The sequence below is a fragment of the Streptomyces sp. NPDC004065 genome (genome assembly GCF_044903565.1).
Lineage (GTDB): Bacteria > Actinomycetota > Actinomycetes > Streptomycetales > Streptomycetaceae > Streptomyces.
This window is the reverse complement of sequence record NZ_JBJDQT010000013.1, coordinates 13,985-39,593: the sequence shown is the minus strand read 5'-3', so window position 1 is coordinate 39,593 and position 25,609 is coordinate 13,985. Positions and strand designations below refer to the sequence as shown.

The following is a 25,609-nucleotide window of genomic DNA, read 5'->3' as shown; positions in this document are numbered from 1 at the left end:
ACTAACGGCGCAGCGCCTCCGGTTTCCCGGCCTCCGCGGGCCCGGTGGAGGCCAGGTGCGCCCAGACGATCAGCCGGTGACTGTGCCCCCATTCCGGATCGCACGTGGTCAGCGTCAGATAGCGTCCGGGACGCGTGTACCCGGACATACGTGGCACAGGGTCGATCACCTCAACGTCGGTGGGAAGGGTTTTGTGAGGGCCTTTGTCGATCCGGTACGTGAACCAGGTGGTGCCGTCCGTCAGGACGACGGCGTCCCCGGGGCGCAGCCGGGGGAAGTCCTTGAACGGGTCGCCGTAGGTGCGCCGGTGGCCGGCCACCGCGAAGTTGCCGGTCCCGCCCAGCCGGGCCGTGCCCGCGTAGTGGCCGAGGCCCTTCTTCAGGGTGGCGGTGGCGGTGCCCTCGAGTACGGGCTTGTTCCACGTGGAACCGAGCCGCGGTATGTACATGATCGCGAAGGGCCGGCCGGCGGTGTAGGGGGCGGCTCCGCGCGGACCGTGGGCGGCGGACGGTCCACCCGCCGCGCGCTGGGCCGCCTCCCTAGACCACTGCCGGTGCAGCTGGTCGATCTGCTCCCGCATCGCGGTGTCCGCCCGTGCCCCGGTCCAGAACAGCGTGTAGAGGACGAAGAGCACGGTGAGGCAGCCGGCGGTGACACAGAGCTCGCTGACGGTCCTGACGATCACGCGCACCGGCGGCTCCTGCGCGGGAGGGCGGCTACTTCACGGGCTTCGCGTAGTGCAGGTCCACTGTGCCCGAGTAGCCGGGCAGCGTCACCGTGCCGTCCTCGGTGACTTTCCAGCCCAGGCCGTAGACGTTGACGTACACCATGTAGTTCTGGATCGCCGGGGAGTCCGCGAGCGCCTGCCGCAGCTTCTCCGGGTCGCCCACCGCCGTGATCCGGTACGGCGGGGAGTAGACGCGGCCCTGGAGGATGAGCGTGTTGCCGACGCAGCGCACCGCGCTGGTGGAGATCAGCCGCTGGTCCATGACCCTGATGCCCTTGGCCCCGCCGTTCCACAGCGCGTTGACCACCGCCTGGAGGTCCTGCTGGTGGATGACCAGGTAGTCGGGCTGGGGCTCGGGGTAGCCGGGGAGCTTGGCGGTGGCGTTGGGCGGGGCGTCGTTGAGCGTGACGGTGACGGCCTTTCCGCGCACCTTGCGCGTTCCGGCGCTGTCCTCCAGACCGGCCAGTTTCTCGTCCTGCGCCCTGGTGCTGCCGTCGTCCCGTTCGGCGAGGGACTCGACGTCGCCGCGCAGGGCCGCGTTGGACTCGTCCAGCTCCTTGTTCTTACGGCTGCGCTCCTGGATCAGGTCGGACAGTTTCAGCAGGGACGTGTCCGTGCGGATGTCGGTGCCCTTGGCCGTGTTGAAACTGGTGAAGAAAATGAGGCCCGCGAGGGCGAAGACGGCCACGGTGAGGATCCGCACGGGCCGGAAACGGCGCGTGCGGGCCGGACCGTTCCCCGTCCCGGGGGAGTCGGCGGAATTGCTCAACGTACCCTTATCTCCTTCGGCGCCGCGGAAGCACTACGCTAACGGACGCCCGGGGGAGCGCTCAGAGTCCCCTTGTACGCTGCCCCGAGCAACCCAGTTCCCTGCGCGGCCACGCAGCGCATCGACAGGAGAGACCCTCGTGCCGAAGTCACGTATCCGCAAGAAGGCCGATTACACGCCGCCGCCCGCGAAGCAGGCAGCGGCCATCAAGCTGGAGAGCCGCGGCTGGGTCGCGCCGGTGATGCTGGCCCTGTTCGTGCTCGGCCTGGCCTGGATCGTCCTGTTCTACGTCACCGACGGAACGCTGCCCGTCGACGCGCTGGGCAACTGGAACATCGTGGTGGGCTTCGGTTTCATCGCGGCCGGATTCGGCGTCTCCACCCAGTGGAAGTAAGCGCGCCGGCCCGCTGAGCACAGCTCTGCCCAGGGGTATCCGCTGAGTTATCCACAGGCTTGTGGAATTGCCTGGGGAAAAGCCGACGATCTGTGGATAACCCATCGGGCGTTGACGCCGGTACGACTGTCCCACTACTCCGCGGAACGCCGTACGCCCCCTGCCTGACCTGCGCAAACACGGGTCAGCGACAGGGGGCACACACGTTCCCGCACACTGTGCACAAGATCCGGCACACACTGTGGACAACGGCCGCCGCTCAGACCCGCTCAGACCAGCTGAGCGGTCCTGAGCAGCGTCATCACCACGACCACGGCCAGCACCACCGCACAGGTGCCGTACTGCACCAGGGCCCGCCGCCGGCGCGGGGCGTGCACCATCGCGTAGCCGACGACGACGCCGGCCACCAGGCCGCCGATGTGCGCCTGCCAGGCGATGTTGCTCCAGCCGAAGGTGAGGATCAGGTTGATCACCAGCAGGGCGATGATCGGCCGCATGTCGTAGTTCAGCCGGCGCATCAGCACCGCGGTCGCGCCGAACAGGCCGAAGATGGCGCCCGAGGCGCCCAGGGAGGGCTGGTTCGGCGCGGCGAGCAGATAGCTGAGCGCGCTGCCGGCCAGTCCGGACACGAAGTAGAGCGCGAGGTAGCGGGCGCGGCCCAGGGCCGCCTCCAGCGGACCGCCGATCCACCACAGGCTCAGCATGTTGAACAGGATGTGGACATAGCCGCCGTGCAGGAACATGGCGGTCAGCAGCCGGTACCACTGTCCGTGGGCGACGCCCTCGACGGAGCCGAGCAGCGGGACGTAGGCCGAGCCCAGCAGCTCCAGCCGCTCGGTGAAGCGGTCCCCGAGGGAGAGCTGGACCAGGAAGAACGCCAGGTTCAGCCCGATCAGCACCTTGGTGACCAGCCTGGGGTCGGCGGTGACCCGGCCCCCGGCCAGGGTGCGCGGCCGGCTCGCGGCCGGCGCGTGGCCCGTGCCCGAGCCGGCGCGCACGCAGTCGGGGCACTGGAACCCGACCGAGGCGTCCACCATGCACTCGGGGCAGATCGGCCGCTCGCAGCGGGTGCAGCGGATGCCGGTCTCGCGGTCCGGATGGCGGTAGCAGGTGGGCACGCTCCCGGCGTCCTGCGGGCTCCGGTCCGCCGGGCCCTGCGGGCTGCCTGGCGCCTGGTCCATGGGGATCCCCTCACCTCACGTCGTGGGCCGTGCGCGCCGTGCCGCCCACAGCGCACCGCCCCGCCCATCCTTACGGACGAGCGGGGCGTTTGGTTCCCTTCGGGAGCTGTCGGGCCGGGCGGTTTCCCTTCGCAGCCGCCGGGCCGGGCGGCTCTGCTCGGGGGCTGCCGGGCCGGGCCCGCACGGCTGCCGCCGGAATCAGCCCTGGCGGCGGTCCACGACGACCGACTCGATGACGACGTCCTTCAGTGGCCGGTCGGTGCGCGGGTTGGTCTGCGTGGTCGCGATGGAGTCGACGACCTTCTGGCTGGCCGGGTCGGTGACCTCGCCGAAGATGGTGTGCTTGCGGTTCAGCCAGGCCGTCGGGGAGACCGTGATGAAGAACTGCGAGCCGTTGGTGCCCGGGCCCGCGTTGGCCATCGCCAGCAGGTACGGCTTGTTGAAGGACAGCTCCGGGTGGAACTCGTCCTTGAACTGGTAGCCCGGACCGCCCGTGCCGTTGCCCAGGGGGTCGCCGCCCTGGATCATGAAGCCGCTGATCACCCGGTGGAAGACCGTGCCGTCGTACAGCTTCGCCGTGGACTTCTCGCCGGTGGCCGGGTGGGTCCACTCGCGCTCGCCCCGGGCGAGCTCCACGAAGTTGCGGACCGTCTCGGGGGCGTGGTCCGGCAGCAGCCGGATCTCGATGTCGCCGTGGTTGGTCTTCAGGGTGGCGTAGAGCTGCTCGGCCACGATCTGCCTTCCGTTGTCTTCCTGTGACCACCCGATCCTCGCACGGTGGCTGCCGTACGTCGCCCGCCGAGGACGCACCGGCACTCATCCGCCCGAACCGGTTGCGGAAATCCCGGCCGGTCCTCCCGGGCCGGGAGCGCGGCGCGGCGATCCGTGGCATTGTCGACGACAGGCTCCCGTTGCCCCGTATTCGTCCGCTATCGCACCCGATACCCGTCCGCTACCGCACCCGATCCCACCCGACCGCCTCCCGGCGCTCCCGACCGGACGGGACGGGCCCCCGGGGCCCGGGTCGCGCGATGTGACCCGGATGCCCGCCCGCACATGCCCGCGGGCGCGTCCGCAGGCATGATCCGTAAAAGGGTGGAAAGTCGAATTACCGTACGCCACCGAGGAGGAGGAACCCGTGACCCGCATCGACAGCGTGCGCGCCGCGACCGGCTCGGCGAAGGACAGCGTGCTGCACGCCGCGGAAGTGGTGGCGCCCTACGCCGACACGGCCAGGGAGAAGGCCGCGTACTACGCGCAGGAGGCACGTGGGCGGCTCGCGCCGAAGGTGACGCTCGCCGCCGGCCAGGCCCGTGCCCGTTACGGCACCCATGTCGCGCCGCGCCTGGAGCTGGCCCGCGCGCAGGCCCTGGCCCATGTGCCGCCCAAGGTCGACCAGGCCGCACACGAGGCCGCCGAGCGCACGCGCAGGGCCGCCCGGCAGGCCGCCGAGTACTCCAGGCCGAGGATCGAGCAGGCCGTCGCCTACTCACGGCCCCGTATCGAGCAGGCGGTCGCCGCCGCGACGCCCGTCGCGGACGAGGCCGCCGCGCGCGGTGCCGCCGCACTCGTGGCGCTGCGCGGTCAGGTGCCCGCGGAGAAGATCCAGAAGCTGGCCCGCAAGCAGCAGCGGCGGGCCCGGACCGGGCGCGTCGCGAAGGTGCTCGCGTTGGCGGGCGTCCTCGCGGGCGGCGCCTTCGCCGCCTGGAAGTGGTGGGACAAGCAGGCCAACCCCGACTGGCTGGTGGAGCCGCCCGCCGCCACCGAGGTGCCCGAGTCGGGGCGCCTGACCTCGGTGGACGGCACCGGACAGGCCGTGCTCGACCCGGAGGTGCAGGCCAAGGAGGCCGAGGAGGCCGCGGCCGACCGCAACGAGGAGGGCTGAGCCGCCCGGCCGCGCGCGCCCGGTCCCGCGCCGGCCGCGCGGCGGCCCCGGCCGAGTACGCGGGGAGGAGGACCTGTGGGTCCCCTCCCCGCGGTGCTGTGTCCGGGACCGGCGGTCCGCCGCCCTGACGGTCCGGCGCCCCGCCGGCCGGTGCGCCCGCCGGCCCGGTGCGCCCGCCGGGCAAGGACCTGCCGCCCCGCTCTCCTCCACCACCGGCTCCGCCGCCGACCTGATGGTCCACCAGGTCGGTCACGTCATCGGCCCACCGCACCGCCCGGACACCCCGGCCCGCGGCCCGCGCCCCCGCCCGGCTCCGCTCGCCCGCACACGAAGAAGCGCCCTCCCGGCCAGCGTTTTCGCAGGTCGGGAGGGCGCCCGTGCCAGTGGAGCCTAGGGGAGTCGAACCCCTGACATCTGCCATGCAAAGACAGCGCTCTACCAACTGAGCTAAGGCCCCGGGAGGCAGGCGTCCGGCCGGAGATCCTCCACCGGCCGAGTGCCGCAGACCAGACTACCGGGTCACCCCCCACATCTCGCAAAAGGATTGGGGTCCCCGTGAGCAACCACTCTCCGTAAGATGCTCCCGCGTGGTTCGCTACAGCGAACCGCGGTTCTCGGGGAAGCGATGGGGAGACGCAATGGACGCCGCACAGCAGGAAGCCACCGCAAGAGCGCGGGAACTGCAGCGGAACTGGTACGGGGAGCCACTGGGGGCGCTCTTCCGCAAGCTCATAGACGACCTCGGGCTCAACCAGGCCCGTCTGGCGGGCGTGCTCGGGCTGTCCGCCCCGATGCTGTCGCAGCTGATGAGCGGTCAGCGCGCCAAGATCGGCAACCCCGCCGTGGTGCAGCGGGTGCAGCTGCTGCAGGAGCTGGCCGGGCAGGTGGCCGACGGCAGCGTCAGCGCGGCCGAGGCCACCGAGCGCATGGAGGAGATCAAGCGGTCGCAGGGGGGCTCGGTACTCAGCAACACCACGCAGACGACGGGCAGTTCGGGCGCGCCCACGGTCAAGCGGGTGGTCCGCGAGATCCAGTCGCTGCTCCGCTCGGTCGCCGCCGCCGGCGACATCCTCGACGCCGCGGACTCCCTCTCCCCCACCCATCCCGAACTGGCCGAGTTCCTGCGGGTCTACGGCGCCGGCCGCACCTCCGACGCGGTCGCGCACTACCAGTCCCACCAGAACTGACGACGGGGCCGGGCGCCGGGCGGCCGGCAGGGGGAGGAGCGTCGCACAGCCATGGGTGAGGTGTTCGCCGGCCGGTACGAACTGGCCGACCCGATCGGACGCGGCGGCGTCGGCGCGGTCTGGCGTGCCTGGGACCACCGCCGCCGACGGTACGTGGCCGCGAAGGTGCTCCAGCAGAGCGACGCGCACTCCCTGCTGCGCTTCGTGCGCGAGCAGGCGCTGCGGATCGACCACCCGCACGTGCTGGCGCCGGCCAGCTGGGCCGCCGACGACGACAAGGTCCTGTTCACCATGGACCTGGTGGCCGGCGGCTCGCTGGTCCACCTGGTCGGTGACTACGGCCCGCTGCCCCCGGCGTTCGTCGCCGGCCTGCTGGACCAGTTGCTGTCGGGGCTCGCCGCGGTGCACGCGGAAGAGGTCGTGCACCGCGACATCAAGCCCGCCAACGTGCTGCTGGAGGCGACCGGCACCGCTCGCCCCCGGCTGCGGCTGTCCGACTTCGGCATCGCGATGCGGCTGGGCGAACCACGGCTGACCGACACCAACCTCGTGGTGGGCACGCCCGGTTGGCTCGCGCCCGAGCAGCTGATGGGCGCCGAACCCGACTTCCCCGCCGACCTGTTCGCCGTCGGCCTGGTCGCCCTCTATCTGCTCCAGGGCGCCAAGCCGGACGCCAAGGCGCTGGTGGAGTACTTCGCGGAGCACGGGACGCCGAGCGCGCCCCAGGGCGTTCCCGAACCGCTGTGGCAGGTCGTGGCCACCCTGCTCCAGCCGGACCCGGAGGCCCGCTTCCGCACGGCGACGGGGGCGCGCAAGGCCCTCGCCTCGGCCGCCGAGCTCCTGGACGAGCCCGGCCCCGACGACGAGCTGATCGAGATCTTCGACCAACTGGGCCCACTCCCGCCCGGTTTCGGCCCGGACGGCCCACTGAGGCGCGACCGGCCGGGCGCGCCACCCGCACCGGCCCCGGCGGGCACGGGACCGGATGCGGGAACGGATACGGGGGCGGATGCGGGAACGGGCGCGAGCGCGGACGCGGATGTGGGTCCGGGCGCGGGCTCGGGTATGGACGCGGGCCCGAGTACGACGGGCGCAGGTGCGAGGGGCGCGGGCACGACGGACTCAGGTACGGGCACGAGCAGGGGCTCGGGCCCGGCTCCGGACGCACGGGCGGCTTCGGCCCCGGCTGCCGGCACCGGCACCGGCACCGGCGCGGATGCGGGTGCGGGTGCGGCGCCCGGAACGCGTTCCGCCGCCCGCCCGGTCCCCGGCGCCGAACCGGGCTCCGCACCGGCCGAAGCGCACGCCGGGCCCCCGTACGGGCCCCTGTACGCCCCCACCGGCAGCGGCCGGGACGCGGACACGGGCCCTGGCGGCGGCACCGGCAACACCGACAGCGGCGCCGATACCAGTACCGGCACCGGTGGCCCGGACTCCGACCCCCGGCTCGACCTGCGGTGGGACTCCAGTGCGACGACCGTGCCGAACGGCGCCCGGCGGCCCCTCGCCGAGCCCGGACCGCCCGCCGGGATGTCGGACACCGGCAGCTTCCACCTGCCGCCGCCCCACACCGGCGCTCATCACCCCGGGGGCGGCCCGTCCGCCGCGCACGCCCCCGCACACGCGCTGCGCTCCCCCGGCCCCCGCACACCGCCGCACCCCACCGGTGCGCACCCCGCCGCGGCCGTCCCCCCGCGCGCCGACACCGTCACGGCCGCGTACACCGCCGAGGTCCCGCGGTCCCCCGTCCCGGCACCGGCACCGTCCCGGCACCGTGCCGCACGCCCCCGGCGTCCCGGCCCGCCCGCGAGGGTCGCGGTGCCGCTCCTGCTGCTGGCGCTGGCCTGCTACGCCGTCGGTTTCTTCGCCCTGACCCGCATCTGACGCGACCCTGCGTACGGCCTCACCCGCCCCGCCGAGCCCCGGTCACCCGGCGACCGCCCGACCGGACCACCCGCCACCCGACCGGGCCCTCGGACGACGGAACGGAAGCGACGACGGAGTCACCGCGCCACCGCGCTCCACGGCACCGCGCCACCGCGCCCTGCACGGCCCTGCGCCACCGCGCCCTACGGCACGGCCCCCGCCGCCCCCACCCGGCGCCGGGCGACCGCCGTCCACACCCCGAGGACGGTCAGGAGCACGGTCCCCGCGCCGATCCCGCCCACCGCCAGCGCCCGCCACGCCGCCGAGCCGCCGCCCGCCCCGGCCGGTGTGGCCGCCTGCCGGTCCCGCGCGGTGACCTCGAACAGCTTCTCCGGCCGCGAGGCACCCGCGTACCCCGGTCCCGGACGCGCGCTCCCGTCCACCCGCACCCGCAGCCGCAGCCCGAACGGCCCCGCGCCGAACGAGTCGGCCGCCTGGGCGGCCAGGTGCACCACCAGGTAGTACGAGCCGGCGAACCGCATGGCCTTGACCTGGTCGGCGAAGCCGTAGCGGTTGGCGTAGGAGACCGGGGGCAGGGGCGCGAGCGTCGCGGCGGCCGGCCGGCCGGCGTACCCGGCGTAGGCCTCCTCGACATAGCCGCGCACCGGGTTGTAGAGCGACAGCGTCAGCGCGCCGTCGGCGTAGCCGCTCCCGCTCGAACCCTCCAGCTCCGCCACGGCGTTGAGCTGCTGTCCCCAGTCGACCGGCACCTCGTAGAAGAGGGTCTGCCCGGGCCGGATCCGGTCCCGCCAGACACCCTGCCCGACCGTGCTCGCACGGGCGAAGCCGGGGCCGCCCGCCCGCTGCGTCTGCGGCCCGGTGGCCGGCCGCGGCGGGGCCGAGTTCCAGGACTGCGGCGCGCTCGTCGCACCGCCGGACCGCAGGGGCGGCTCGAAGGCCGCGGTCAGCTCCAGGGGCCAGGCGTCCGCCGAGGAACCGGTGGCGTCGACGCGCTCGACGAGCACGTAGTACGCGCCCGCGCCCTGGCACAGCGCATGGCCAGGGGAGGCTTCGCGCACGCCCCACGCGGCGACGGGATGCGGGCTGCGGCTCGCGCCGAAGCGGGTGGCCTGGACGGAGCAGGAGGTGCCCTGGGCGTCCTGCACGGAGACCCGCAGCCCGTCGGTCGCGGCGACCGTGGTGCCGGCGCCGGGCACGGCGGTGGCGGAGACGTAGGCGGTGGTGCCGGCGTCCAGGTCCAGGCGGTAGTACAGCCTGCCGCCCGGCGGCAGCGAGCTGCGGTAGCCGTGGCCGGGCTCCAGCGGGCGGGCGTCCGCGGCGGTGCTCGCTCCGGCGACGGTCCGGTCGCCGTCCGAGAAGGCGTACGGGCCCGGCGTCCCGGCGGCGACGGCGCTCGGTCCGGGCACGGCCGCCGCCAGCGCGAGCACCGCCGCGGGGACGGCCAGGCGCGCGGCGGAGGGGGCCGCGGGACGGCGCCCGCGCCCGACGCGCCGAGCGCGTCGCGCCCCGGCCCGCCGCTGTGTCCCGTGCCCCGTCATCTCGCGCCACCCCTCGCGTTCGCCGCTTCGGACGTCACCCATCGTGCCCCGCGGGCCGCCGGGCCATCCGGGCAATGCGCGCAGGCGTCCGAAACGTCCGGCTCACGGGTGAGCGCTACCTCACACCTCCCGCCCGCGCAACACAAGGCCCCGACCGCTCTCGGCGATCGGGGCCTGTTCAGGACCGGATGTCGGTGCTCACGAACCCGTGGGCACGGAGTCAGTCGCCTCCGTCCACAGATCCTGCTCGGCGCGATCCGCCTGGATCTGGCGGTACACGAGGAGCCCGCCGATGGCGGCCAGTGCGACCAGGAGAAGCTTCTTCACCGCGCGACCTCGTCTTTCCTTGACGTAGGGGACCTCTGGCGCCCGACTATACACACCGGCCGAGACCGATCGGTGACCTGCGTCGGCGCTCAACTGTGCTGCCGGGGAGCGCAGTAGAGGCGGACCCGGCCGCACCGGCCGCAGGGTGATCGGCCCGGCACGGACGGTGACTTTGCCCCCTCTCCTCCCGGCTCCGCACTTTTTGGCCGCTCATGCGCCCATCCGAGTGGTGTTCATCCGAAGAGCGACGCGCCACGGGCGTCGGTCCACCACTTCGCGAGCCTCATACACATCATGAGCAAAGTACGCAAATCGCCCAACCCGAAAGTGAGGGGCCATGGACCAGCACAAGGTCATGAAGCTGTGGACCGCCATCGTCACCGCTTTTCTCGCGCTCTGCACGGCGCTCGGACTCTGCACCACGAACGCCGCCGCGGCCACGGCCGCCCCGCAGCCCGAGACGGCGCCCAAGAGCACGAGCACCGCACGCGTGCCGGCGCAGATGACGTATCAGCATCCCTGGTCCAGGAGCCACACCCGGTTCCTGCCCCCCACGATGAAACAGCGCATCCGCGCCGAGGCCCACGGCAAGACCCCCGGCTGCCGCCACCGCGCACCGGCCGACGCCTCGCCCCTCGCGACCGACCCGGACTGCGCCCCGCCCGCGCCTCCCGTCCGGCCCACCATCCCCCTGCAACGCTGACAGTGCCGCACCGGCCCGGCCGGTGCCCGACGTCACCACCCATGACACGACGGCGAACTGCGTACAGCACCACGGCTCGCACGAGGACCCCCGGTCACCACGACCGGGGGTCCTTTCCTGGTGCGCGCGGAGCCGGCGGGCCGCGCCTTCGTCCGCCGTCGTCGGCGTCAGGTCCCGGTCCCGGACATTCAGCGGTGGGCCTTGGCCTTGACGCCGGGGACGCTCGCGCACACCGCCTTGGTGATGACCTGGAAGGTGATCCCGGTGGTGTTGCGAATGGTGCCCCGCCAGGCGGTGGCGCTGGTCGGCTGGGTCTCGTAGACGTACACACCACTGCTGACGAAGTTGTCGGCGGTGATGCCGCCGCCCGTGACCACGGTTCCGGGCGGACAGGTGGCGGTGACGGTGCGGAAACTGTCGGGAGCGCACGTCGCCGAGTTGGACACCTGGACGTATTGGACGGGCGGCTTGGGGTTCCGGTGAGGGGAAGCGGCCGCGAGAGCGGGAGTGCCGGTACTGAGGGCGAAGAGAGCCGGCAGGGCAGTGAGGCCGGCGGCCACCACTGCCGTGCAGCGGAGAAGCGGACCGAAGCGGCGTCCAGCGCGCATGGCCGACCTGCTTTCTGTGTCGGACTACGCACTATTCGGGCGGTCTTGGCGGCCCCAAGCGGGGCGGCTCCCTCATGGTGCGCCGGGCACATCACGAACAGGACAGACACACCAATATGATCATCTTCTTGGCGTAACTGGTTCCGACCGTCGCTGCTGGTGTCCCTCGTGGATGCCGAAAGACCCCCGGACCGATGATCCGGGGGTCTTCTCGCTGGTGGGGCTAACAGGATTTGAACCTGTGGCCTCATCCTTATCAGGTCGATCATGCCGGGGCTGCGACGTTGGCCAACCGGCTTTGTGCTTGGGCCGATCGTCCCCGGAGGTCCGGCGCCGACCGTCGCTGTTCGCCCTTGTTGGTGTCAGCCGCTGATGTCAGACACTGGATGGGCTCTTGACGGGTTTGGGACTAGGTCGTATGTGGCAGCCCTTGTTGTCCCGCTAGGACGCAGCGGGGAAAGGGCGCTAGAGCGCTCAGCCTGGGGCATCTTCCAGCGGGAGGTGGTCGCGGTAGTACTGCGACTCCAACCACTCCTCCTTCACGAAGAGTGGGCGCGTCAGGCGCGCTTCCCCGACCTGCTGCGAACGCAGAAGAAGTCCGAGATCGGTCAGAGAGAGCGACCCGTCAGGGGTGTAGAGCACCCAGTTTCCGTGCTCGGCGGCGTGTTCCAGGAGGAACTGGTGCCCCTGTGCTGGATCGCGGCCTGCAAGCGGGAAGCCTGCCAGGAAGACCTGCGGACCGGTGACTGCATCAAGCGCGACGCATGCAAGCTTGCCCGCGTCGTAGAACGCCTTCACCCCGCACGGGAAGTCTTCCTGCCCGTACGGACCGCCAATCCGTGCCTCCGGCTCGGAGACCAGCAGTGCCTCGGCGACTTCGGCTGGAGACATCCCGAACCGAAGCGGGCCCACGCCACCTTCGGCCCGCAGCTCCCAGCGCTCGCGCTTCGCATCTGCGCTCATCCACCCCACCCATACGTTTGACCGGCCCGAACCCTATCCCCGCACCCACCACTCACCCCAGCTCCCATCCCGTCCGCCGTCGACCCACACACCGTGGAGCGGGCGTGGTCCAGGGGCGTCAAGGTGGAGCGCGCCACTGTACGAACGACCTTGACGCCCCTGGGCCGCGTCTGCTCGGCTCTGCCTGGGTCGACGGTGGACGGGATGGGAGCTCCCCGCGCGCCCCACTACGGACCCGCGGACGGGAACGGCGCCCCCTCCATCCCGGTGCCGGCCGATCCCCCGCCGGAGGCATTGCCTTGACCGCGGGCCGCACTATGCGGTTATCGACTCATGGCTACCGGCCCTATCCACATGTGGGCGCGCGTCGGCGCAGCGCGGGCGGAGCGGGCCGGAGGCAGGAGCGGCGCCCGGAGCGGAGCCGGGAAGCGCGCCCGGCGGAGCGGAGCGCAGCCGGGGCTTGATGAGGTAGAGAAATCCGTAACAGGTCATGGCCGATACGGGTCTTGGTGCTGGTCATGCCTCCGTGTTGGTCTGGTCGTGGACACGCACAAGGGGGCAAGGTGGAGCCGTTACCGGAAGACTTGGCACGGAACCGGCCGGGTGACGCGGTGCGCCGCAAGATCCGGGAGTTGCAGCCGAACCCTGTGCTGAGGTTGGTCGACCGATGGCGCCCCGGTTCGCAGATCCGCAGTTGGTCGGACGGGCTGACGGGAGAGCGGCTTACCGCGCGGCAGCTGGACAGACTTCGGGGCCGTGGCTGGTTCAGCCTGCACGCCATCCAGTGGGCGAGCGGCGCGGACATCGACCACCTTGCCATCGGACCCGCCGGCGTCTTCTCCATCAACTCCAAACGGCACCGGGGTAAAGCCGTCTGGTACGGCGACACCGCCATCACGGTGAACGGCTCTCCGACGCGGCACATCGCGATCAGTCAGTCTGAAGCCCTACGCATCTCGCGTGCCTTGTCCCGGCACTGTGGGACCGACGTGCCCGTTCGTCCCGTGATCTCGGTGGTGCACGCGGCCAAGCTCACGGTCAAGGGCGCTGATCCGCCGGTACTCGTGCTGGCCGTCGAACAACTCGGCCGGGTGCTGTCGGGGCTGTCGTCGACGCTCTCGCCCGACCAGGTGACGCACATCTACGGCGTGGCCCGGGACGGTCGTACCTGGTCCGGTTGATCACGCGTCGAAGTCGTACTCCAGGATGTACGAGGCGGCGTCCAGCGTCATTTCGTTGATCTCGACGGGGCGGCCCTCGTCCGCGAAAGCGGTGCGGCAGATGAGGATGACCGGCGTACCCGCGGACATGCTCAACTGCGCCGCCTCGTCCTTCGTCGGCATGCGGGAACGGATCTCCTCGCGGAAGTGCACCGGCTTGTAACCGAGTTCGGCAAGCCTGGCGTACGTCCCGCCGGGGCCGGTGTCCTCCTGGGTGATCGCCGACCCGGCCACCACGGAAGTGGGCAGGTAGCTCGTCGCGAGTAGCACGGGCTTCCCGTCCAGGACGAAGCGCCGGCGTCGCACGCACACCGTCTCCTCGTCGGCCAGGTCCAAAACCGCGCTGATGCGGTCGGGGGCGGCCTCCTCGGACACGGCGACCTGGTCCACCTCGAGCGCCCGGTTCTCGATGTCCGCAGACCAGATGGAACGGCCGCTGCCCCACTGCTCTTGGGAAAGCCGCTGGATGCCTCGGCGTCGCAGAGGCCGGAACGCTCGGACGAACACGCCGGCGCCCTTGCGGGCCTCGGCAACGCCCTCGTCCCGGAGCACGCTCAAGGCTTGGCGGGCCGTCATGCGGGCCACGCCGTGCGCGGCCATCAGCTCGTTCTCGCCCGGAAGCCGATCACCGGGACCGTACTCGCCCGACTGGATCGCCTCGCGCAGGGAGTCCGCGATCCGCTGGTACTTCGGCCGACGGTCGTCGTCGGTGTTGGCCATCCGGAACCCTCCTCTCTTCTCTAGACAGCCTAGGCCATGGGTAAGGCACTCGCTCTCTGCGTGTAGCCGCAAACCGCCTTTGCCAACATCTCTAGACATCCTGCTTGACATCTCTAGAGATGCACCCTCACAGTAGAGATGTCTAGAGAGGTCGCGTCGGGCGACCTCCAAGAGCGAGGGAAGTGCTCTATGCCGTCGTTCAAGATCGACCTTTCGACCGCTGTGGTCTTCGTAGCGACCGCACCGACGCCGAAGCTCGCCAACGCCAAGACGGGTGAGCGCGCGATGGACCGGGAGACCGGGGCGCCGCTGTCGACGGTGGGCCTGCTGGTCTCCGATGAAGGGGAGGGAAACCTCTACCAGGTCACCATTCCGGAGACCGGCTATCAGGACGGCCTCACGCCGGGCATGCCGGTGAAGGTGGTCGGCCTCAAGGCACGGGACTGGGAGAACGAGTTCAACGGTCAGAAGCGGCACGGGATCTCGTTCCGCGCGGTCGCGATCACCCCGGCGGCCTGACCATGGCTGACCTGACGGTGTGGGTGGAGGCCACGGGAGCCTTATCGGGGGCCGGCGGTCTCGGGTATGCGAAGGTCCGCGCGCCGCGCGTGTACTGGTCGCTGGTCGGGCTGCCGGTCGCCTGGGGCCGGTTCGCCCTCTCCTACCGCTCCACGATGGACGTGTGCGGGCTGACGGTGCAGCCGTCTCGCCTGCGGGCGTTCCTCACGCGGAACATGGCCCGGCGCGAGGTGCTCCCGGTCCCGCCGAAGGTGCGCCGGGTGCGGGGCACGTCGACGGGGCTGCGGGTCACCCTGCGGCTGCCCGCCGGCCTGGAACCGGCCGACCTGATGGCCGCCTCGGAGCGGCTGCGGCACGCCTGGGGCGTCCACTCGGTGACGGTCGTCGAGACCAAGCCCGGCCATGTTCAGCTCCGGATGACCGGCTATGACGTACTCCGCCGGGTCCGGCTGCCCCGGGGCGCTCGACCGGAAGGTCTGTCCGTGCCGGTGGCGCTGCGGGAGGACGGGACGGCGTTCGTCCGCGACTACCGCAAGGTGCCCATGGCGCTGACGCTCGGCGCGAACAACTCCGGCAAGTCCGTCTATCAGCGCAACCTCATCAGGGGCCTGGCGCGACTGCCGGTGGCGCTGGTCGGCATCGACTGCAAGCGCGGGGTCGAGCAGTCCGCCTACGCGCCCCGGCTGTCGGCCCTGGCCACCACGCCGGACGATGCCGCATCCCTGTTGGACGTGCTGGTCGACGAGATGGGATCCCGCTTCGACCTGCTCAGCGCCCACGGTGTCTCGGACATGTGGGAGCTGCCCGAGGCGTTGCGGCCAGTGCCGGTCGTCGTCCTGGTCGATGAGGTGGCGGAACTGTTCCTGATCTCCTCCAAGAAGGATGAGGAACGTCGGGAGCGGATCGTCACCGCGTTGATCCGGCTGGCGCAGATGGCCCGCGCAGTCGGGATCCATCTGGAGATCTGCGGGCAGCGCTTCGGCTCGGAGCTGGGCAAGGGGGCGACCATGCTGCGCGCCCAGCTCACCGGCCGGGTCGTGCACCGGGTCAACGACAAACAGACCGCCGAAATGGGCCTGGCGGACGTGGCCCCGGATGCCGTGGTCGCCGCCAGCCTCATCCCAGCGGAGCGCCCCGGAATGGCGGTCGCCGCCGACTCCTCCGGGGGCTGGGCGAAGATCCGCACCCCGCACACCTCACGCGAGGAGGTCGTTGCGGTGTGCCGGGAGTTCGCCCACCTGGTCCCGGACCTTCCCGCCCTGGACTCTTATCGGCCGCACGTGCCCGCCGGGGCCCCGGCATCGGGTCCGTCCCTGGTCAAGCCGCTGCCGGTCACGGAGTAGGGAGTGATCGCCGTGAACCGCTCGGTCCGCCCGGATGCCGTCCTGGTGCAAGCCGTGATCGCTGGTGCCCTGTCCTTCGCGCACCTGCACGACCTGGCGGCGGCGGCCGGACAGTCCGGATGGAAGGCATGGGCCTACCCGGTCTCGGTCGACCTGCTGTTGGTCGCCGCCTGGCGTCGGCTCCGCGCCGGCCGGGACCGCTCATCCTGGACCTGGTTCGCCATCGCCTTGTGCGCGTCATTGGGCGCCAACGTCGCCACCGCGGGCCTGCTCGACCTGCACCACGTGCCCGCCTGGCTGCGCATCCTCGTGGCCGGCTGGCCCGCCCTCGCGTTCCTCGGCGGCACCCTCCTCGTCCACGCGCCCACCCCGGCCTCGACCACCCAGGCCCCGGAGCCGAGGCCGGACGACGAACCGGCCGCGCCGGAAGTCGAGATGCTCCGTACCGACACGCCCGGCCCGGCCCCGACCTCCGCCCCGGCGGCGGCACTGGCACCCGCACCGGCCAAGCCGCCCGCCGCTGGCCCGGCCGTCCCGCCGGCCCTGCTCGACCACGCCCGTTCGATCGCCGACGCGCACCGGAGCAGCACGGGCGAGCAGATCACCGCCGACGCGCTCACCGCGCGGCTCGGCCTGCCCACCCCGACGTGCCAGGCGATCGCCGCTCAGCTCCAACTCACCTGACGCGGAAGGAGAACGCTCCATGCCCCAGACCTTCAACCGCGCCGCCGACTACGTGGACGCGGCACGCCAGATGGCCGACTCCGGCCGCCCGACCCTGGCCCGGCTGCTCGCCGAGGAGGCGGCCGACCGCACCCCGAACTCGAGCGAGGCGGCCCGCATCCTCGACGGGTTCCCCGGCCACAGCCTGAGGCGGGAGAGCTGACGTGGCCGCCTACCGCCGCTTCCGCGACGTGCGCCGCTTCGGTCCGGTCACGGTCGGCACCTACCACGACGGCAGGGGCCGCACCCGCCACACCGCCGCCTGCACCGCGCCCGGCTGCGGCTTCTCCACCGACCACCGCGACCGCGCGGCCGCCGAACTCGCCGCACGCACCCACCGCTGCAACCCCTGACAGGAGATAGATCCCGTGCTCACCCCGAAGTACCCGCCCCCGGACACCGCCCCCACCGCCCCGGCGCCGGCCTCGGCGCCCGCGGTCGACCGCACCCCGGCCGCCACCACACCGGCCCCGGTCACCCCGGCCCCGAACCGGCCCACCATCCAGCTCACCCCCGGCACCGCCCTCGCCCTCGTCGGCGGCGGCACCGCCGTGGTCCTGGTCGTCGGCGCGGTCCTGGTCTCCATGCTCCTGGCCGTCGCCATCACCGGCGTCTCGGTCGCGGTCTGCGCGGTCGTCCTGCGCTCGCTCGTCCAGGACCTGCACAAACACCGCTGAACGGCCCCCGGAGCGGCCTCGGTCGCCAAACTTCCGCCGCTCCGGGCGCCTGCACCCCTCATCAGATCCAACGGACCCGAAAGGGAAGCCCATCATGCCCCAGCACGCCCGAAACACGCGCGTCTGCCGCGACTGCGACGGCTTCGCCTCCGTCGCCATCACCACCGGCACCCGCGCCACGATCCGGATCACCTGCCCGGCCTGCAAGGGCACCGGCCGCACCACGCCGGTCCCGGTCCTGGCCCGGACGGAGAGGTGAGCGGACCGTGCTGACCTACGTCGACTTCTTCGCCGGGGTGGGCGGCTCCTCCTGGGGGGCCTCCCTGGTGCCCGGTATTCGTCCCGCCCTGGCCGCCAACCACTGGGAGCGGGCGATCGAGTCGCACAGCGCGAACTTCCCCGACACCGACCACTTCCGTGGCGACCTGCACGACGTGGACGTCGCCGGCTTCCCGGCCGCTGATGTGTTCTGGGCCTCCCCGGAGTGCCCGCAGTGGTCGAACGCCCGCGGTCGCCGACGCGACTTCGACAAGCAACCCGACCTGTTCGGCGAGACCCTGCCCGACCCGGCCGCCGACCGCTCCCGCGCACTGATGTGGGACGTCCCCCGCTACCTGGAAGCCTGCACGGCCAAGGGCCGCCCCGTCCTGGCCGGCGTGGTGGAAAACGTCATCGACGTGCGGGCCTGGGACCTGTGGCACACCTGGCGCGGCACGATCCGCGAGCTCGGCTACGGCACGCGTCTGATCGCGCTGAACTCCATGCACGCCCGCCCGGTCCGCACCCCGTACGCGCCGCAGTCCCGCGACCGCCTCTACCTGGCCTACTGGCACCGCTCACTGGGACGGAACCCCGAGTGGGACAAGTGGCTTCGCCCCTCGGCGTGGTGCCCGGTGTGCGAACAGCACGTCAGGGCGGTGCAGGTGTTCAAGAACCCGCGCAAGGACATGGGCCGCTACCGGCAGCAGTACCTCTACCGCTGCCCCCGTGCCACCTGCCGCAACACGGTGGTGGAACCCACGGTGCTGCCCGCCGCCGTCGCCATCGACTGGAACCGCCCCGGCACCAGGATCGGTGACCGGCCCGACGGGCTCTCGCCCAAGACACTGGCCCGCATCCGGGCAGGACTCGACCGCTACGCGCTCCCGGTGACCGTGCCCGCCGGCGGCACCTGGCGCACCGAACCGTCCCCCGTCACCGCACCGCTGCCCACACGGACCACGCGGGAGAACGACGCACTCGCCGTCCCGCCCCTCCTGGTCCCGGTGGAGGGCCGCCACGGCAAGCAGGCCGCCCCCGTCGCGGAGCCGCTGCGCACGCAGACCGCGCGCAATGAGACGGGCCTGGCCTGGCTGCCGTTCATCGCCGAACTCCGCGGTGGCCACTCCGACGCCCGCCCGGTCCTGGACGCCCTGGCCACGGTGACCGCCTCGGGCAACCACCACGGCCTGGTCACCCCGGCTCAGCCGGTGCGCTGGGACAGCGTCCTCGTGCCCTACTACGGCAACGGCACCGCCCGCCCGGTCACCGCCCCCCTCGGCACCCTGCCCACCCACGACCGCTACGGCCTGGTCACCGGCGAACACGTCGACCTGGACCAGGTGCTCTTCCGGATGCTGGAGCCCTACGAGATCGGCCGGGGCATGGCCTTCACCGACACCTACCGCGTGCTGGGCACCAAACGCGAACGGGTCCGCCAGTACGGCAACGCCGTCACACCCCCCGTCGCCGAAATCCTCGTCTCCGCCCTGGTGGAAGCCATCACCGGCACCGACCTCGACCGGGAAACCGATGCCCCCGCCCCTGAGGCGGTGATGGCCGCGTGACCGACACCGCCACCATGGCGGGCCTGGACCCGGTCACCCTCGCCGACGTGCTGAGGCTGGCCGGGTCTGACGGCTTCGACCGCATCCAAGACCAGATCCGCCGCACCGGCGGCTGCACCGACCCCATCCGCCTACAGGGCTCGAGGGTCACCCGCGACCGCGGGACCGGGCATGTCCTGCACTCCTACTCGACCGACACCGAGCCAGGCGGCGTCCTCCGCGTCGCGTGCGGCAACCGGCGGGCCTCCCGCTGCCCCGCCTGCGCCTGGACCTACGCCGGGGACACCTATCACCTCATCCGCGCCGGCCTCGTCGGCAACCCCGCCAAGGGCACCCCTGAGACCATCCGCCACCACCCGCGGGTGTTCGCCACCCTCACCGCGCCCTCGTTCGGCCCGGTCCACAACCGGCCCGGAAACCGGCCCTGCCGCTGCGGCACCCGCCACCGCGAGGACGCCCCCGAGCTGGGCACCCCGCTCGACCCGGAGTCGTACGACTACGCGGGGGCGGTGCTGTGGAACAACTACGCATCCGACCTGTGGCGGTACTTCACGATCTACCTGCGCCGCGAGATCGCACGCCGCGCCGGGCTGACACAGAAGGCCGCCCGGCAGTCCTCGCGTGTCTCCTTCGGCAAGGTCGCCGAGTATCAAAAACGCGGGGCCGTCCACTTCCACGCCGTGATCCGCTTCGACGGACCCGAGGGACCCGACACCCCTCCGCCGGCCTGGGCCACCCTCGACCTGCTCACCGACTCCATCCGCGCCGCCGCTGCCCGCGTCGCCGTCGACGTGCCCCGGGCCGGGGAGCAGCCCGCCCGCACCCTGCGCTGGGGCGAGCAGATCGACGTGCGCCCGATCCGCGCCTTCGGCGACGGCCAGGAGATCACCGAACAGGCCGTAGCCGCCTACGTCGCCAAGTACGCCACCAAGGCCGCCGAGACCACCGGCACCGTGGACCGGCGCATTGGCAACAAGGAGGCCCTGGCCCTGCTCGGCGTGCCCGACCACCCGGCCCGGCTCATCGCCGCCTGCCTCGACCTGCACCCGCTCTACCCGGACCGCAAGCTCCGCAACTGGGCACACATGCTCGGCTTCCGCGGCCACTTCTCCACCAAGTCCCGCCGCTACTCCACCACCCTCGGCGCGCTGCGCCAGGTCCGCGCCGACTACCGCGCCGCCCAGCAACGCCAAGCCCTCGGCCTGCCCGACCCCGACGACGAGGAAGCAACCACGCTCACCCTCGCCCACTGGGTCTACGCCGGCCACGGCCACACTCCCGGCGAATCCTGGCTCGCCGCCACCATCCGCCGCGACATCCAGCACAACCGCGAGATCGCCCGCGAAGAACTACCCGCCCTGCTCGACCTGGAAGGAGCCGCTGCATGACCACTGCTGCCCCGGAGCTGCTGACCGTGCCTGAGGTCATGGCACGGCTGAAGGTGGGTCGGACGAAGGTCTACGACCTGATCCGTACGCACCGCCTCGTCTCCATCAAGGTCGACGGATGCCGGCGCATCCCGGATCACGCGGTCCGCGACTTCATCGCCGGGCAGATCGGGGAGGCTGCCTGATGGCGAAGCGTCGTCCCAACGGCGGCGGCACGATCACCAAGCGGTCCGACGGCCGGTACCAGGGCGCCGCCTATGTGACCGACACGGACGGCAACCGGGTGCGCAAGTACGTGTACGGCCGGACGTGGGATGAAGCGAACGAGAAGCTCGGCAAGCTGCAGGACCAGGAACGCAACGGCATCCCGGTGCCGTCCCGGTCCTGGACACTCGGCGAGTGGCTGGCCTACTGGCTGGAGCACATCGTCGCCCCGGAGCGCGAGCACAACACGTACGTCAAGTACGAGTCCAAGGTCAGGCTCTACCTCGTGCCCCACCTCGGGAAGAAGCCGCTGGCCAAACTCACCCCGGCACAGATTCGCGCCTTCATGGCCACACTGACGCGAGAGAAGGTCGGTGCCTCCGCCCGCTTCGAGGTCCTGCGCGTCCTCCGCAACGCCCTCAACCGTGCCTTGCGTGAGGAGCTGGTCACGCGGAACGTCGCCCTGCTGGTCGACATGCCCAAGGTCAGCAAGGACAAAGGCACGGCGTGGAATGCTCGGGAAGCCATCGACTTCCTGCGCTCGGTCCGCGCTCACCGCCTCTACGCGGCCTGTGTCCTCGTCCTGGTCCTCGGTCTCCGCCGCGGCGAGGTGCTCGGCCTGCGCTGGCAGGACATCGACTTCGAGGCCGGCCACTTCACCCCGGTCAAGCAGGTGCAGCGGGTCAAGGGCGTGGGCCTGGTCCTCAAGGATCTCAAGACGGAGTCCTCGCAGGCGGTGCTCCCTCTCCCCAAGTTCTGCGCCCGTGCTCTGGAGGAGCGCCGGGAGCTCCAGGAGTTGGAACGGAAGATAGCCGGTGAGCACTGGTCGCAGGAGCCGGACCATGACTTGATCTTCTCCTCCGAGCATGGCGGCATGATCGATCCGGTGGGCTTCTCCCGCACCTTCGATCGCCTCGTCAAGCGGGCTGGCGTCCGCCGCATCACGGTCCGCCTCGCCCGGCACACCTGCGGGACCCTGCTCGCCTTTCTGAAGGTGCACCCCAAGGTCGCACAGGCGATCCTCCGGCATAGCCAGATCAGCATGACCATGGATGTCTACACGCACGTGGTTGGCGACAGCGAGCGGGAAGCCGTCGCGATGCTCGCCGAGCTGCTGGAAGATCCGCTCATCGGCTGACAAGCTCGGCGGGGTAATACCGGGATAACCCGGGAGTAGCTTCCGCCGCTGATGTCAGCCTTGGATGTCAAAGACCCCCGGACCAGGTGATCCGGGGGTCTTTTCGCTGGTGGGGCTAACAGGATTTGAACCTGTGGCCTCATCCTTATCAGGGATGCGCTCTAACCAACTGAGCTATAGCCCCGCCGCGCTCTGCGGTGTGTGTCCCGCGCGCTGACCCCTGAAGATTAGCGCACGAGGTGGGCAGTCCCAAAATCGGTTGTCCGGGGACCGCAGGGCGGACGCCGGCGGCCGTCGCGCGGCCGTGCGGCGGGCCCGTTCACTCGTCCTCGGCCAGCGTCAGCTCGATGCCGCCGACGAAGCCCGCGGAGAGGTTGTAGATGAACGCGCCGAGGGTCGCCAGGGCCGTGGCCAGGACCACGTCGATGACGGCGATGATCGACGTGAACACCAGCACGTGCGGGAGCGACAGGAAGGACTGCAGGTCGAAGCCGTTGGACTCGTTGGAGCCGGTGGCCTCCGAGATGGTCCCGCCGACCGTCGAGAACACGCCCATCGCGTTCATGACCATCCACAGCACCGCGGCGGCCACGATGGTGCAGATGCCCAGGGCGATGGAGAGCAGGAAGCTGACCTTCATCACCGACCACGGGTCGGCCTTGGCCACCCGCAGCCGCGCCTTGCGGGTCCGCGGGACCGTGCGGGCGCCCGTACGCGGCCGGCGCACGGCCCCCGGCGCGCCGGCGGCGGCCGGGTAGGCCTGCGGCGGGTGGTACGGCCCCGCGGGCTGCTGCGGCCCGCGCTCGCCGGGCAGCGGTGAGGCGGGCTGCTGGCCCGGCTGGGCGGCCGCGGGCTGGGCCTGCGGGCCTCTGGTGTCCGTCACCGTTTCTCCCTGGGGTCCGTGAGTGTGCGACGAGTGCGAGTCCGCGGGCGGCTTGATCGCCTTCAGGTTGGTGGTGTGCGAGTCCTGCGCACGCGCGGCGGAGCCACGGCCGCCGTCCGTCTCCGTACCAGTGGAGGTACCGGCCGATCCGGCGCCCGTGGCTCCGCTCACGATGACTCTCTCCTCGTGCTACTCGTCCGAGGGCGCCTCGCCCTCGTCCGTGCCGGCCTCGACGGCGTCCTCGGCGGTCTCGTCCACGGCCACGTCGCCGTCGACTTCCTCCGCCTCGCGCCCCGCCTCGGCGTTCCGTGCGATGCCGACCACGGCATCGCGCTTGCCCAGGTTGATCAGTTGGACGCCCATGGTGTCACGGCCCGTCTCCCTGACCTCGTTGACTCGCGTACGAATCACACCGCCCGAGAGTGTGATGGCGAGGATCTCGTCGTGCTCCTCCACCACCAGCGCGCCCACGAGTGAACCGCGGTCCTCCACGATCTTGGCGGCCTTGATGCCGAGGCCGCCGCGGCCCTGGACGCGGTACTCGTCGACCCGGGTCCGCTTGGCGTACCCACCATCGGTCGCAGTGAACACGAACGTACCGGGTCGGACAACATTCATCGAGAGCAGCTCGTCGCCCTCGCGGAAACTCATGCCCTTCACGCCCGAGGTCGCACGGCCCATGGGGCGCAGTGTGTCGTCCGACGCAGTGAACCTGATCGACTGGGCCTTCTTGCTGATCAGCAGCAGATCGTCGTCGGCCGAGACGAGCTCGGCACCGATCAGCTCGTCATCGGTTCCGTCCTCCCGCTCGCGCAGGTTGATCGCGATGACACCGCCGGAGCGCGGCGAATCGTAATCCTTCAGAGGCGTCTTCTTGACCAGACCGCCCTTGGTGGCGAGCACCAGATACGGCGCGGCCTCGTAGTCGCGGATCGCGAGGATCTCGGCGATCGCCTCGTCCGGCTGGAAGGCCAGCAGGTTCGCCACGTGCTGGCCGCGCGCGTCCCGCCCGGCGTCCGGCAGCTCGTAGGCCTTGGCGCGGTAGACCCGGCCCTTGTTGGTGAAGAACAGCAGCCAGTGGTGCGTGGTGGAGACGAAGAAGTGGTCGACGATGTCGTCTTCCTTCAGCTTCGCGCCGCGCACGCCCTTGCCGCCGCGCTTCTGGGCGCGGTAGTCGTCGGTCTTGGTCCGCTTGATGTAGCCGCCGCGGGTGACCGTGACGACGATGTCCTCCTCGGCGATCAGGTCCTCGATGGACATGTCGCCCTCGTAGGGGATCAGCTTGGTCTGGCGGTCGTCGCCGTACTTCTCGACGATCGCGGCCAGCTCCTCGCTGACGATCCCGCGCTGGCGGAGCGGCGAGGCGAGGATCTCGTTGTACTCGTTGATCTTCGCCTGGAGCTCGTCGTGCTCCTGGACGATCTTCTGGCGCTCCAGGGCGGCCAGCCGGCGCAGCTGCATCTCGAGGATGGCGTTGGCCTGGATCTCGTCGATCTCCAGCAGCCCCATCAGGCCGCCGCGCGCGACCTCGACGGTCTCGCTGCGCCGGATCAGCGCGATGACCTCGTCGATGGCGTCCAGGGCCTTCAGCAGACCGCGCAGGATGTGGGCGCGCTCCTCGGCCTTGCGCAGCCGGAAGCGCGTACGGCGGACGACGACCTCGATCTGGTGGGTCACCCAGTGCCGGATGAACGCGTCCAGGGACAGCGTGCGCGGCACGCCGTCCACCAGCGCCAGCATGTTGGCGCCGAAGTTCGTCTGCAGGTCGGTGTGCTTGTAGAGGTTGTTCAGGACGACCTTGGCGACCGCGTCCCGCTTGAGGACGATGACCAGGCGCTGGCCCGTGCGGGAGGACGTCTCGTCGCGGACGTCCGCGATGCCGCCGATCCTGCCGTCCTTCACCAGGTCGGCGATCTTCTGCGCGAGGTTGTCCGGGTTGACCTGGTAGGGCAGCTCGGTGACCACCAGGCACTGGCGGTTCTGGATCTCCTCGACCTCGACCACCGCGCGCATGGTGATCGAGCCGCGGCCGGTGCGGTACGCCTCCTCGATGCCCTTGCGGCCCACCACGAGCGCGCCGGTCGGGAAGTCCGGGCCCTTGATCCGCTCGATCAGGGCGTCCAGGAGCTCCTCCTGGGAAGCCTCGGGGTGCTCCAGGCACCACTGGGCGCCGGCCGCGACCTCGCGCAGGTTGTGCGGCGGGATGTTGGTCGCCATGCCGACCGCGATGCCCGCGGAGCCGTTGATCAGCAGGTTGGGGAAGCGGGAGGGCAGGACGGTCGGCTCCTGGGAGCGGCCGTCGTAGTTGTCCGTGAAGTCGACGGTCTCCTCGTCGATGTCGCGGACCATCTCCATCGACAGCGGCGCCATCTTGCACTCGGTGTAGCGCATGGCCGCCGCCGGGTCGTTGCCCGGCGAGCCGAAGTTGCCGTTGGAGTCCACCAGCGGCATCCGCATCGCCCACGGCTGCGCCAGGCGCACCAGGGCGTCGTAGATCGAGGAGTCGCCGTGCGGGTGGTAGTTGCCCATGACGTCGCCGACGACACGGGCGCACTTGTAGAAGCCCCGCTCGGGGCGGTAGCCGCCGTCGTACATGGCGTACAGCACCCGGCGGTGGACGGGCTTGAGGCCGTCCCGGACGTCGGGCAGCGCACGCGAGACGATGACGGACATCGCGTAGTCGAGATAGGAGCGCTGCATCTCCGTCTCGAGCCCGACGGGCTCGACGCGCATCGCGACGTCGCCGCCCTCTTCCGGGGTGACAGGAGTGTTCTCGTCGGCCATTGCTGGTGAGGATCC

General features: G+C 71.4%; 28 protein-coding genes and 2 tRNA genes. 17 read left to right on the top strand and 13 right to left on the bottom strand.

Annotation, left to right across the window (positions count from 1 at the left end):
* Nucleotide 1: 1 nt before the first annotated feature.
* Both ACI2LW_RS16100 and ACI2LW_RS16095 read right to left on the bottom strand, forming a co-directional pair.
* Nucleotides 2-691, bottom strand: a complete 690-nt coding sequence (locus tag ACI2LW_RS16100) for a class E sortase (protein ID WP_404731814.1) — start codon at nucleotides 689-691, stop codon at nucleotides 2-4.
* Nucleotides 692-716: 25 nt separating this feature from the next.
* The gene (locus tag ACI2LW_RS16095) at nucleotides 717-1,496 is read right to left on the bottom strand and encodes a DUF881 domain-containing protein (RefSeq protein WP_404731813.1); all 780 of its coding nucleotides are present in this window, start codon (nucleotides 1,494-1,496) and stop codon (nucleotides 717-719) included.
* A 139-nt stretch (nucleotides 1,497-1,635) separates the two neighbouring features.
* Between ACI2LW_RS16095 and crgA the strand changes: the two genes are divergently transcribed.
* Nucleotides 1,636-1,890, top strand: a complete 255-nt coding sequence (gene crgA / locus ACI2LW_RS16090) for a cell division protein CrgA (RefSeq protein ID WP_404731812.1) — start codon at nucleotides 1,636-1,638, stop codon at nucleotides 1,888-1,890.
* A gap of 269 nt (nucleotides 1,891-2,159) precedes the next feature.
* Here crgA and ACI2LW_RS16085 read toward each other — a convergent pair whose 3' ends face one another.
* Entirely contained in the window at nucleotides 2,160-3,071 is a 912-nt protein-coding gene (locus tag ACI2LW_RS16085) for a rhomboid family intramembrane serine protease (protein ID WP_404731811.1), read from the bottom strand.
* Nucleotides 3,072-3,269: 198 nt separating this feature from the next.
* Nucleotides 3,270-3,803 (bottom strand): peptidylprolyl isomerase, encoded by a 534-nt coding sequence (locus ACI2LW_RS16080; protein WP_404731810.1) that lies wholly within the window; start codon nucleotides 3,801-3,803, stop codon nucleotides 3,270-3,272.
* Nucleotides 3,804-4,209: 406 nt separating this feature from the next.
* Here ACI2LW_RS16080 and ACI2LW_RS16075 point away from each other — a divergent pair, with 406 nt between their 5' ends.
* Nucleotides 4,210-4,956, top strand: coding sequence for a DUF5324 family protein (locus ACI2LW_RS16075; protein ID WP_404731809.1), 747 nt, complete (start codon nucleotides 4,210-4,212; stop codon nucleotides 4,954-4,956).
* A 384-nt stretch (nucleotides 4,957-5,340) separates the two neighbouring features.
* Here ACI2LW_RS16075 and ACI2LW_RS16070 read toward each other — a convergent pair.
* Nucleotides 5,341-5,413: transfer RNA gene (locus ACI2LW_RS16070), tRNA-Ala, on the bottom strand.
* 181 nt (nucleotides 5,414-5,594) lie between these two features.
* Here ACI2LW_RS16070 and ACI2LW_RS16065 point away from each other — a divergent pair.
* Both ACI2LW_RS16065 and ACI2LW_RS16060 read left to right on the top strand, forming a co-directional pair.
* Nucleotides 5,595-6,143, top strand: coding sequence for a helix-turn-helix domain-containing protein (locus ACI2LW_RS16065; RefSeq protein WP_404731808.1), 549 nt, complete (start codon nucleotides 5,595-5,597; stop codon nucleotides 6,141-6,143).
* Between the two features lie 51 nt (nucleotides 6,144-6,194).
* On the top strand, nucleotides 6,195-8,027 hold the full coding sequence (locus tag ACI2LW_RS16060) for a protein kinase (protein WP_404731807.1): 1,833 nt from the start codon (nucleotides 6,195-6,197) through the stop codon (nucleotides 8,025-8,027).
* Nucleotides 8,028-8,212: 185 nt separating this feature from the next.
* On the opposite strand, the gene ACI2LW_RS16055 is transcribed toward ACI2LW_RS16060, so the two are convergent.
* Both ACI2LW_RS16055 and ACI2LW_RS16050 read right to left on the bottom strand, forming a co-directional pair.
* On the bottom strand, nucleotides 8,213-9,568 hold the full coding sequence (locus tag ACI2LW_RS16055; RefSeq protein ID WP_404731933.1) for a hypothetical protein: 1,356 nt from the start codon (nucleotides 9,566-9,568) through the stop codon (nucleotides 8,213-8,215).
* 198 nt (nucleotides 9,569-9,766) lie between these two features.
* A complete protein-coding gene (locus ACI2LW_RS16050; protein ID WP_003999697.1) occupies nucleotides 9,767-9,895 on the bottom strand; it encodes a DLW-39 family protein in 129 nt (42 codons plus the stop codon).
* A gap of 337 nt (nucleotides 9,896-10,232) precedes the next feature.
* Between ACI2LW_RS16050 and ACI2LW_RS16045 the strand changes: the two genes are divergently transcribed.
* Complete coding sequence (locus ACI2LW_RS16045; protein WP_404731806.1) at nucleotides 10,233-10,598, top strand: DUF6344 domain-containing protein; 366 nt, start codon at nucleotides 10,233-10,235, stop codon at nucleotides 10,596-10,598.
* A 188-nt stretch (nucleotides 10,599-10,786) separates the two neighbouring features.
* Here ACI2LW_RS16045 and ACI2LW_RS16040 read toward each other — a convergent pair whose 3' ends face one another.
* Both ACI2LW_RS16040 and ACI2LW_RS16035 read right to left on the bottom strand, forming a co-directional pair.
* Nucleotides 10,787-11,044, bottom strand: coding sequence for a hypothetical protein (locus ACI2LW_RS16040; protein WP_404731805.1), 258 nt, complete (start codon nucleotides 11,042-11,044; stop codon nucleotides 10,787-10,789).
* Between the two features lie 636 nt (nucleotides 11,045-11,680).
* Nucleotides 11,681-12,169 carry a hypothetical protein gene (locus ACI2LW_RS16035; protein WP_404731804.1) on the bottom strand — a complete coding sequence of 163 codons (489 nt, stop codon included), beginning with the start codon at nucleotides 12,167-12,169 and terminating at the stop codon, nucleotides 11,681-11,683.
* A 611-nt stretch (nucleotides 12,170-12,780) separates the two neighbouring features.
* On the opposite strand from ACI2LW_RS16035, the gene ACI2LW_RS16030 reads away from it, so the two are divergent.
* A complete protein-coding gene (locus ACI2LW_RS16030; protein ID WP_404731803.1) occupies nucleotides 12,781-13,350 on the top strand; it encodes a nuclease-related domain-containing protein in 570 nt (189 codons plus the stop codon).
* Here the strand turns inward: ACI2LW_RS16030 and ACI2LW_RS16025 are convergent, their stop codons facing one another.
* Entirely contained in the window at nucleotides 13,351-14,109 is a 759-nt protein-coding gene (locus ACI2LW_RS16025) for a GntR family transcriptional regulator (protein ID WP_404731802.1), read from the bottom strand. It abuts the gene before it with no gap.
* Between the two features lie 189 nt (nucleotides 14,110-14,298).
* On the opposite strand from ACI2LW_RS16025, the gene ACI2LW_RS16020 reads away from it, so the two are divergent.
* The 11 genes from ACI2LW_RS16020 (at nucleotide 14,299) to ACI2LW_RS15970 (ending at nucleotide 21,927) form a co-directional block, all read left to right on the top strand.
* Nucleotides 14,299-14,628 carry a hypothetical protein gene (locus ACI2LW_RS16020; RefSeq protein ID WP_404731801.1) on the top strand — a complete coding sequence of 110 codons (330 nt, stop codon included), beginning with the start codon at nucleotides 14,299-14,301 and terminating at the stop codon, nucleotides 14,626-14,628.
* Between the two features lie 2 nt (nucleotides 14,629-14,630).
* Nucleotides 14,631-15,971, top strand: a complete 1,341-nt coding sequence (locus ACI2LW_RS16015) for an FtsK/SpoIIIE domain-containing protein (RefSeq protein WP_404731800.1) — start codon at nucleotides 14,631-14,633, stop codon at nucleotides 15,969-15,971.
* 12 nt (nucleotides 15,972-15,983) lie between these two features.
* Entirely contained in the window at nucleotides 15,984-16,655 is a 672-nt protein-coding gene (locus ACI2LW_RS16010) for a DUF2637 domain-containing protein (protein ID WP_404731799.1), read from the top strand.
* Nucleotides 16,656-16,674: 19 nt separating this feature from the next.
* On the top strand, nucleotides 16,675-16,857 hold the full coding sequence (locus ACI2LW_RS16005) for a hypothetical protein (RefSeq protein ID WP_404731798.1): 183 nt from the start codon (nucleotides 16,675-16,677) through the stop codon (nucleotides 16,855-16,857).
* A gap of 1 nt (nucleotide 16,858) precedes the next feature.
* Nucleotides 16,859-17,047 carry a mobile element transfer protein gene (locus ACI2LW_RS16000; protein ID WP_404731797.1) on the top strand — a complete coding sequence of 63 codons (189 nt, stop codon included), beginning with the start codon at nucleotides 16,859-16,861 and terminating at the stop codon, nucleotides 17,045-17,047.
* A gap of 15 nt (nucleotides 17,048-17,062) precedes the next feature.
* On the top strand, nucleotides 17,063-17,371 hold the full coding sequence (locus ACI2LW_RS15995) for a SpdD protein (protein ID WP_404731796.1): 309 nt from the start codon (nucleotides 17,063-17,065) through the stop codon (nucleotides 17,369-17,371).
* Between the two features lie 94 nt (nucleotides 17,372-17,465).
* Entirely contained in the window at nucleotides 17,466-17,630 is a 165-nt protein-coding gene (locus ACI2LW_RS15990; RefSeq protein ID WP_404731795.1) for a hypothetical protein, read from the top strand.
* A gap of 7 nt (nucleotides 17,631-17,637) precedes the next feature.
* Entirely contained in the window at nucleotides 17,638-19,197 is a 1,560-nt protein-coding gene (locus tag ACI2LW_RS15985) for a DNA cytosine methyltransferase (protein ID WP_404731794.1), read from the top strand.
* Nucleotides 19,194-20,585 (top strand): replication initiator protein RepSA, encoded by a 1,392-nt coding sequence (gene repSA / locus ACI2LW_RS15980; RefSeq protein WP_404731793.1) that lies wholly within the window; start codon nucleotides 19,194-19,196, stop codon nucleotides 20,583-20,585. Before ACI2LW_RS15985 ends, repSA begins: the two co-directional genes overlap by 4 nt.
* Nucleotides 20,582-20,770, top strand: coding sequence for a helix-turn-helix domain-containing protein (locus tag ACI2LW_RS15975; RefSeq protein WP_019527440.1), 189 nt, complete (start codon nucleotides 20,582-20,584; stop codon nucleotides 20,768-20,770). Before repSA ends, ACI2LW_RS15975 begins: the two co-directional genes overlap by 4 nt.
* Nucleotides 20,770-21,927, top strand: coding sequence for a tyrosine-type recombinase/integrase (locus ACI2LW_RS15970; protein WP_404731792.1), 1,158 nt, complete (start codon nucleotides 20,770-20,772; stop codon nucleotides 21,925-21,927). The genes ACI2LW_RS15975 and ACI2LW_RS15970 overlap by 1 nt, the downstream gene beginning before the upstream one ends.
* A 107-nt stretch (nucleotides 21,928-22,034) precedes the next feature.
* On the opposite strand, the gene ACI2LW_RS15965 is transcribed toward ACI2LW_RS15970, so the two are convergent.
* The 3 genes from ACI2LW_RS15965 to gyrA form a co-directional block, all read right to left on the bottom strand.
* Nucleotides 22,035-22,111, bottom strand: a tRNA-Ile gene (locus ACI2LW_RS15965).
* 135 nt (nucleotides 22,112-22,246) lie between these two features.
* Complete coding sequence (locus ACI2LW_RS15960) at nucleotides 22,247-22,981, bottom strand: DUF3566 domain-containing protein (RefSeq protein WP_404731791.1); 735 nt, start codon at nucleotides 22,979-22,981, stop codon at nucleotides 22,247-22,249.
* Nucleotides 22,982-22,999: 18 nt separating this feature from the next.
* Nucleotides 23,000-25,594 (bottom strand): DNA gyrase subunit A, encoded by a 2,595-nt coding sequence (gene gyrA / locus ACI2LW_RS15955; protein WP_404731790.1) that lies wholly within the window; start codon nucleotides 25,592-25,594, stop codon nucleotides 23,000-23,002.
* Nucleotides 25,595-25,609: the final 15 nt, after the last annotated feature.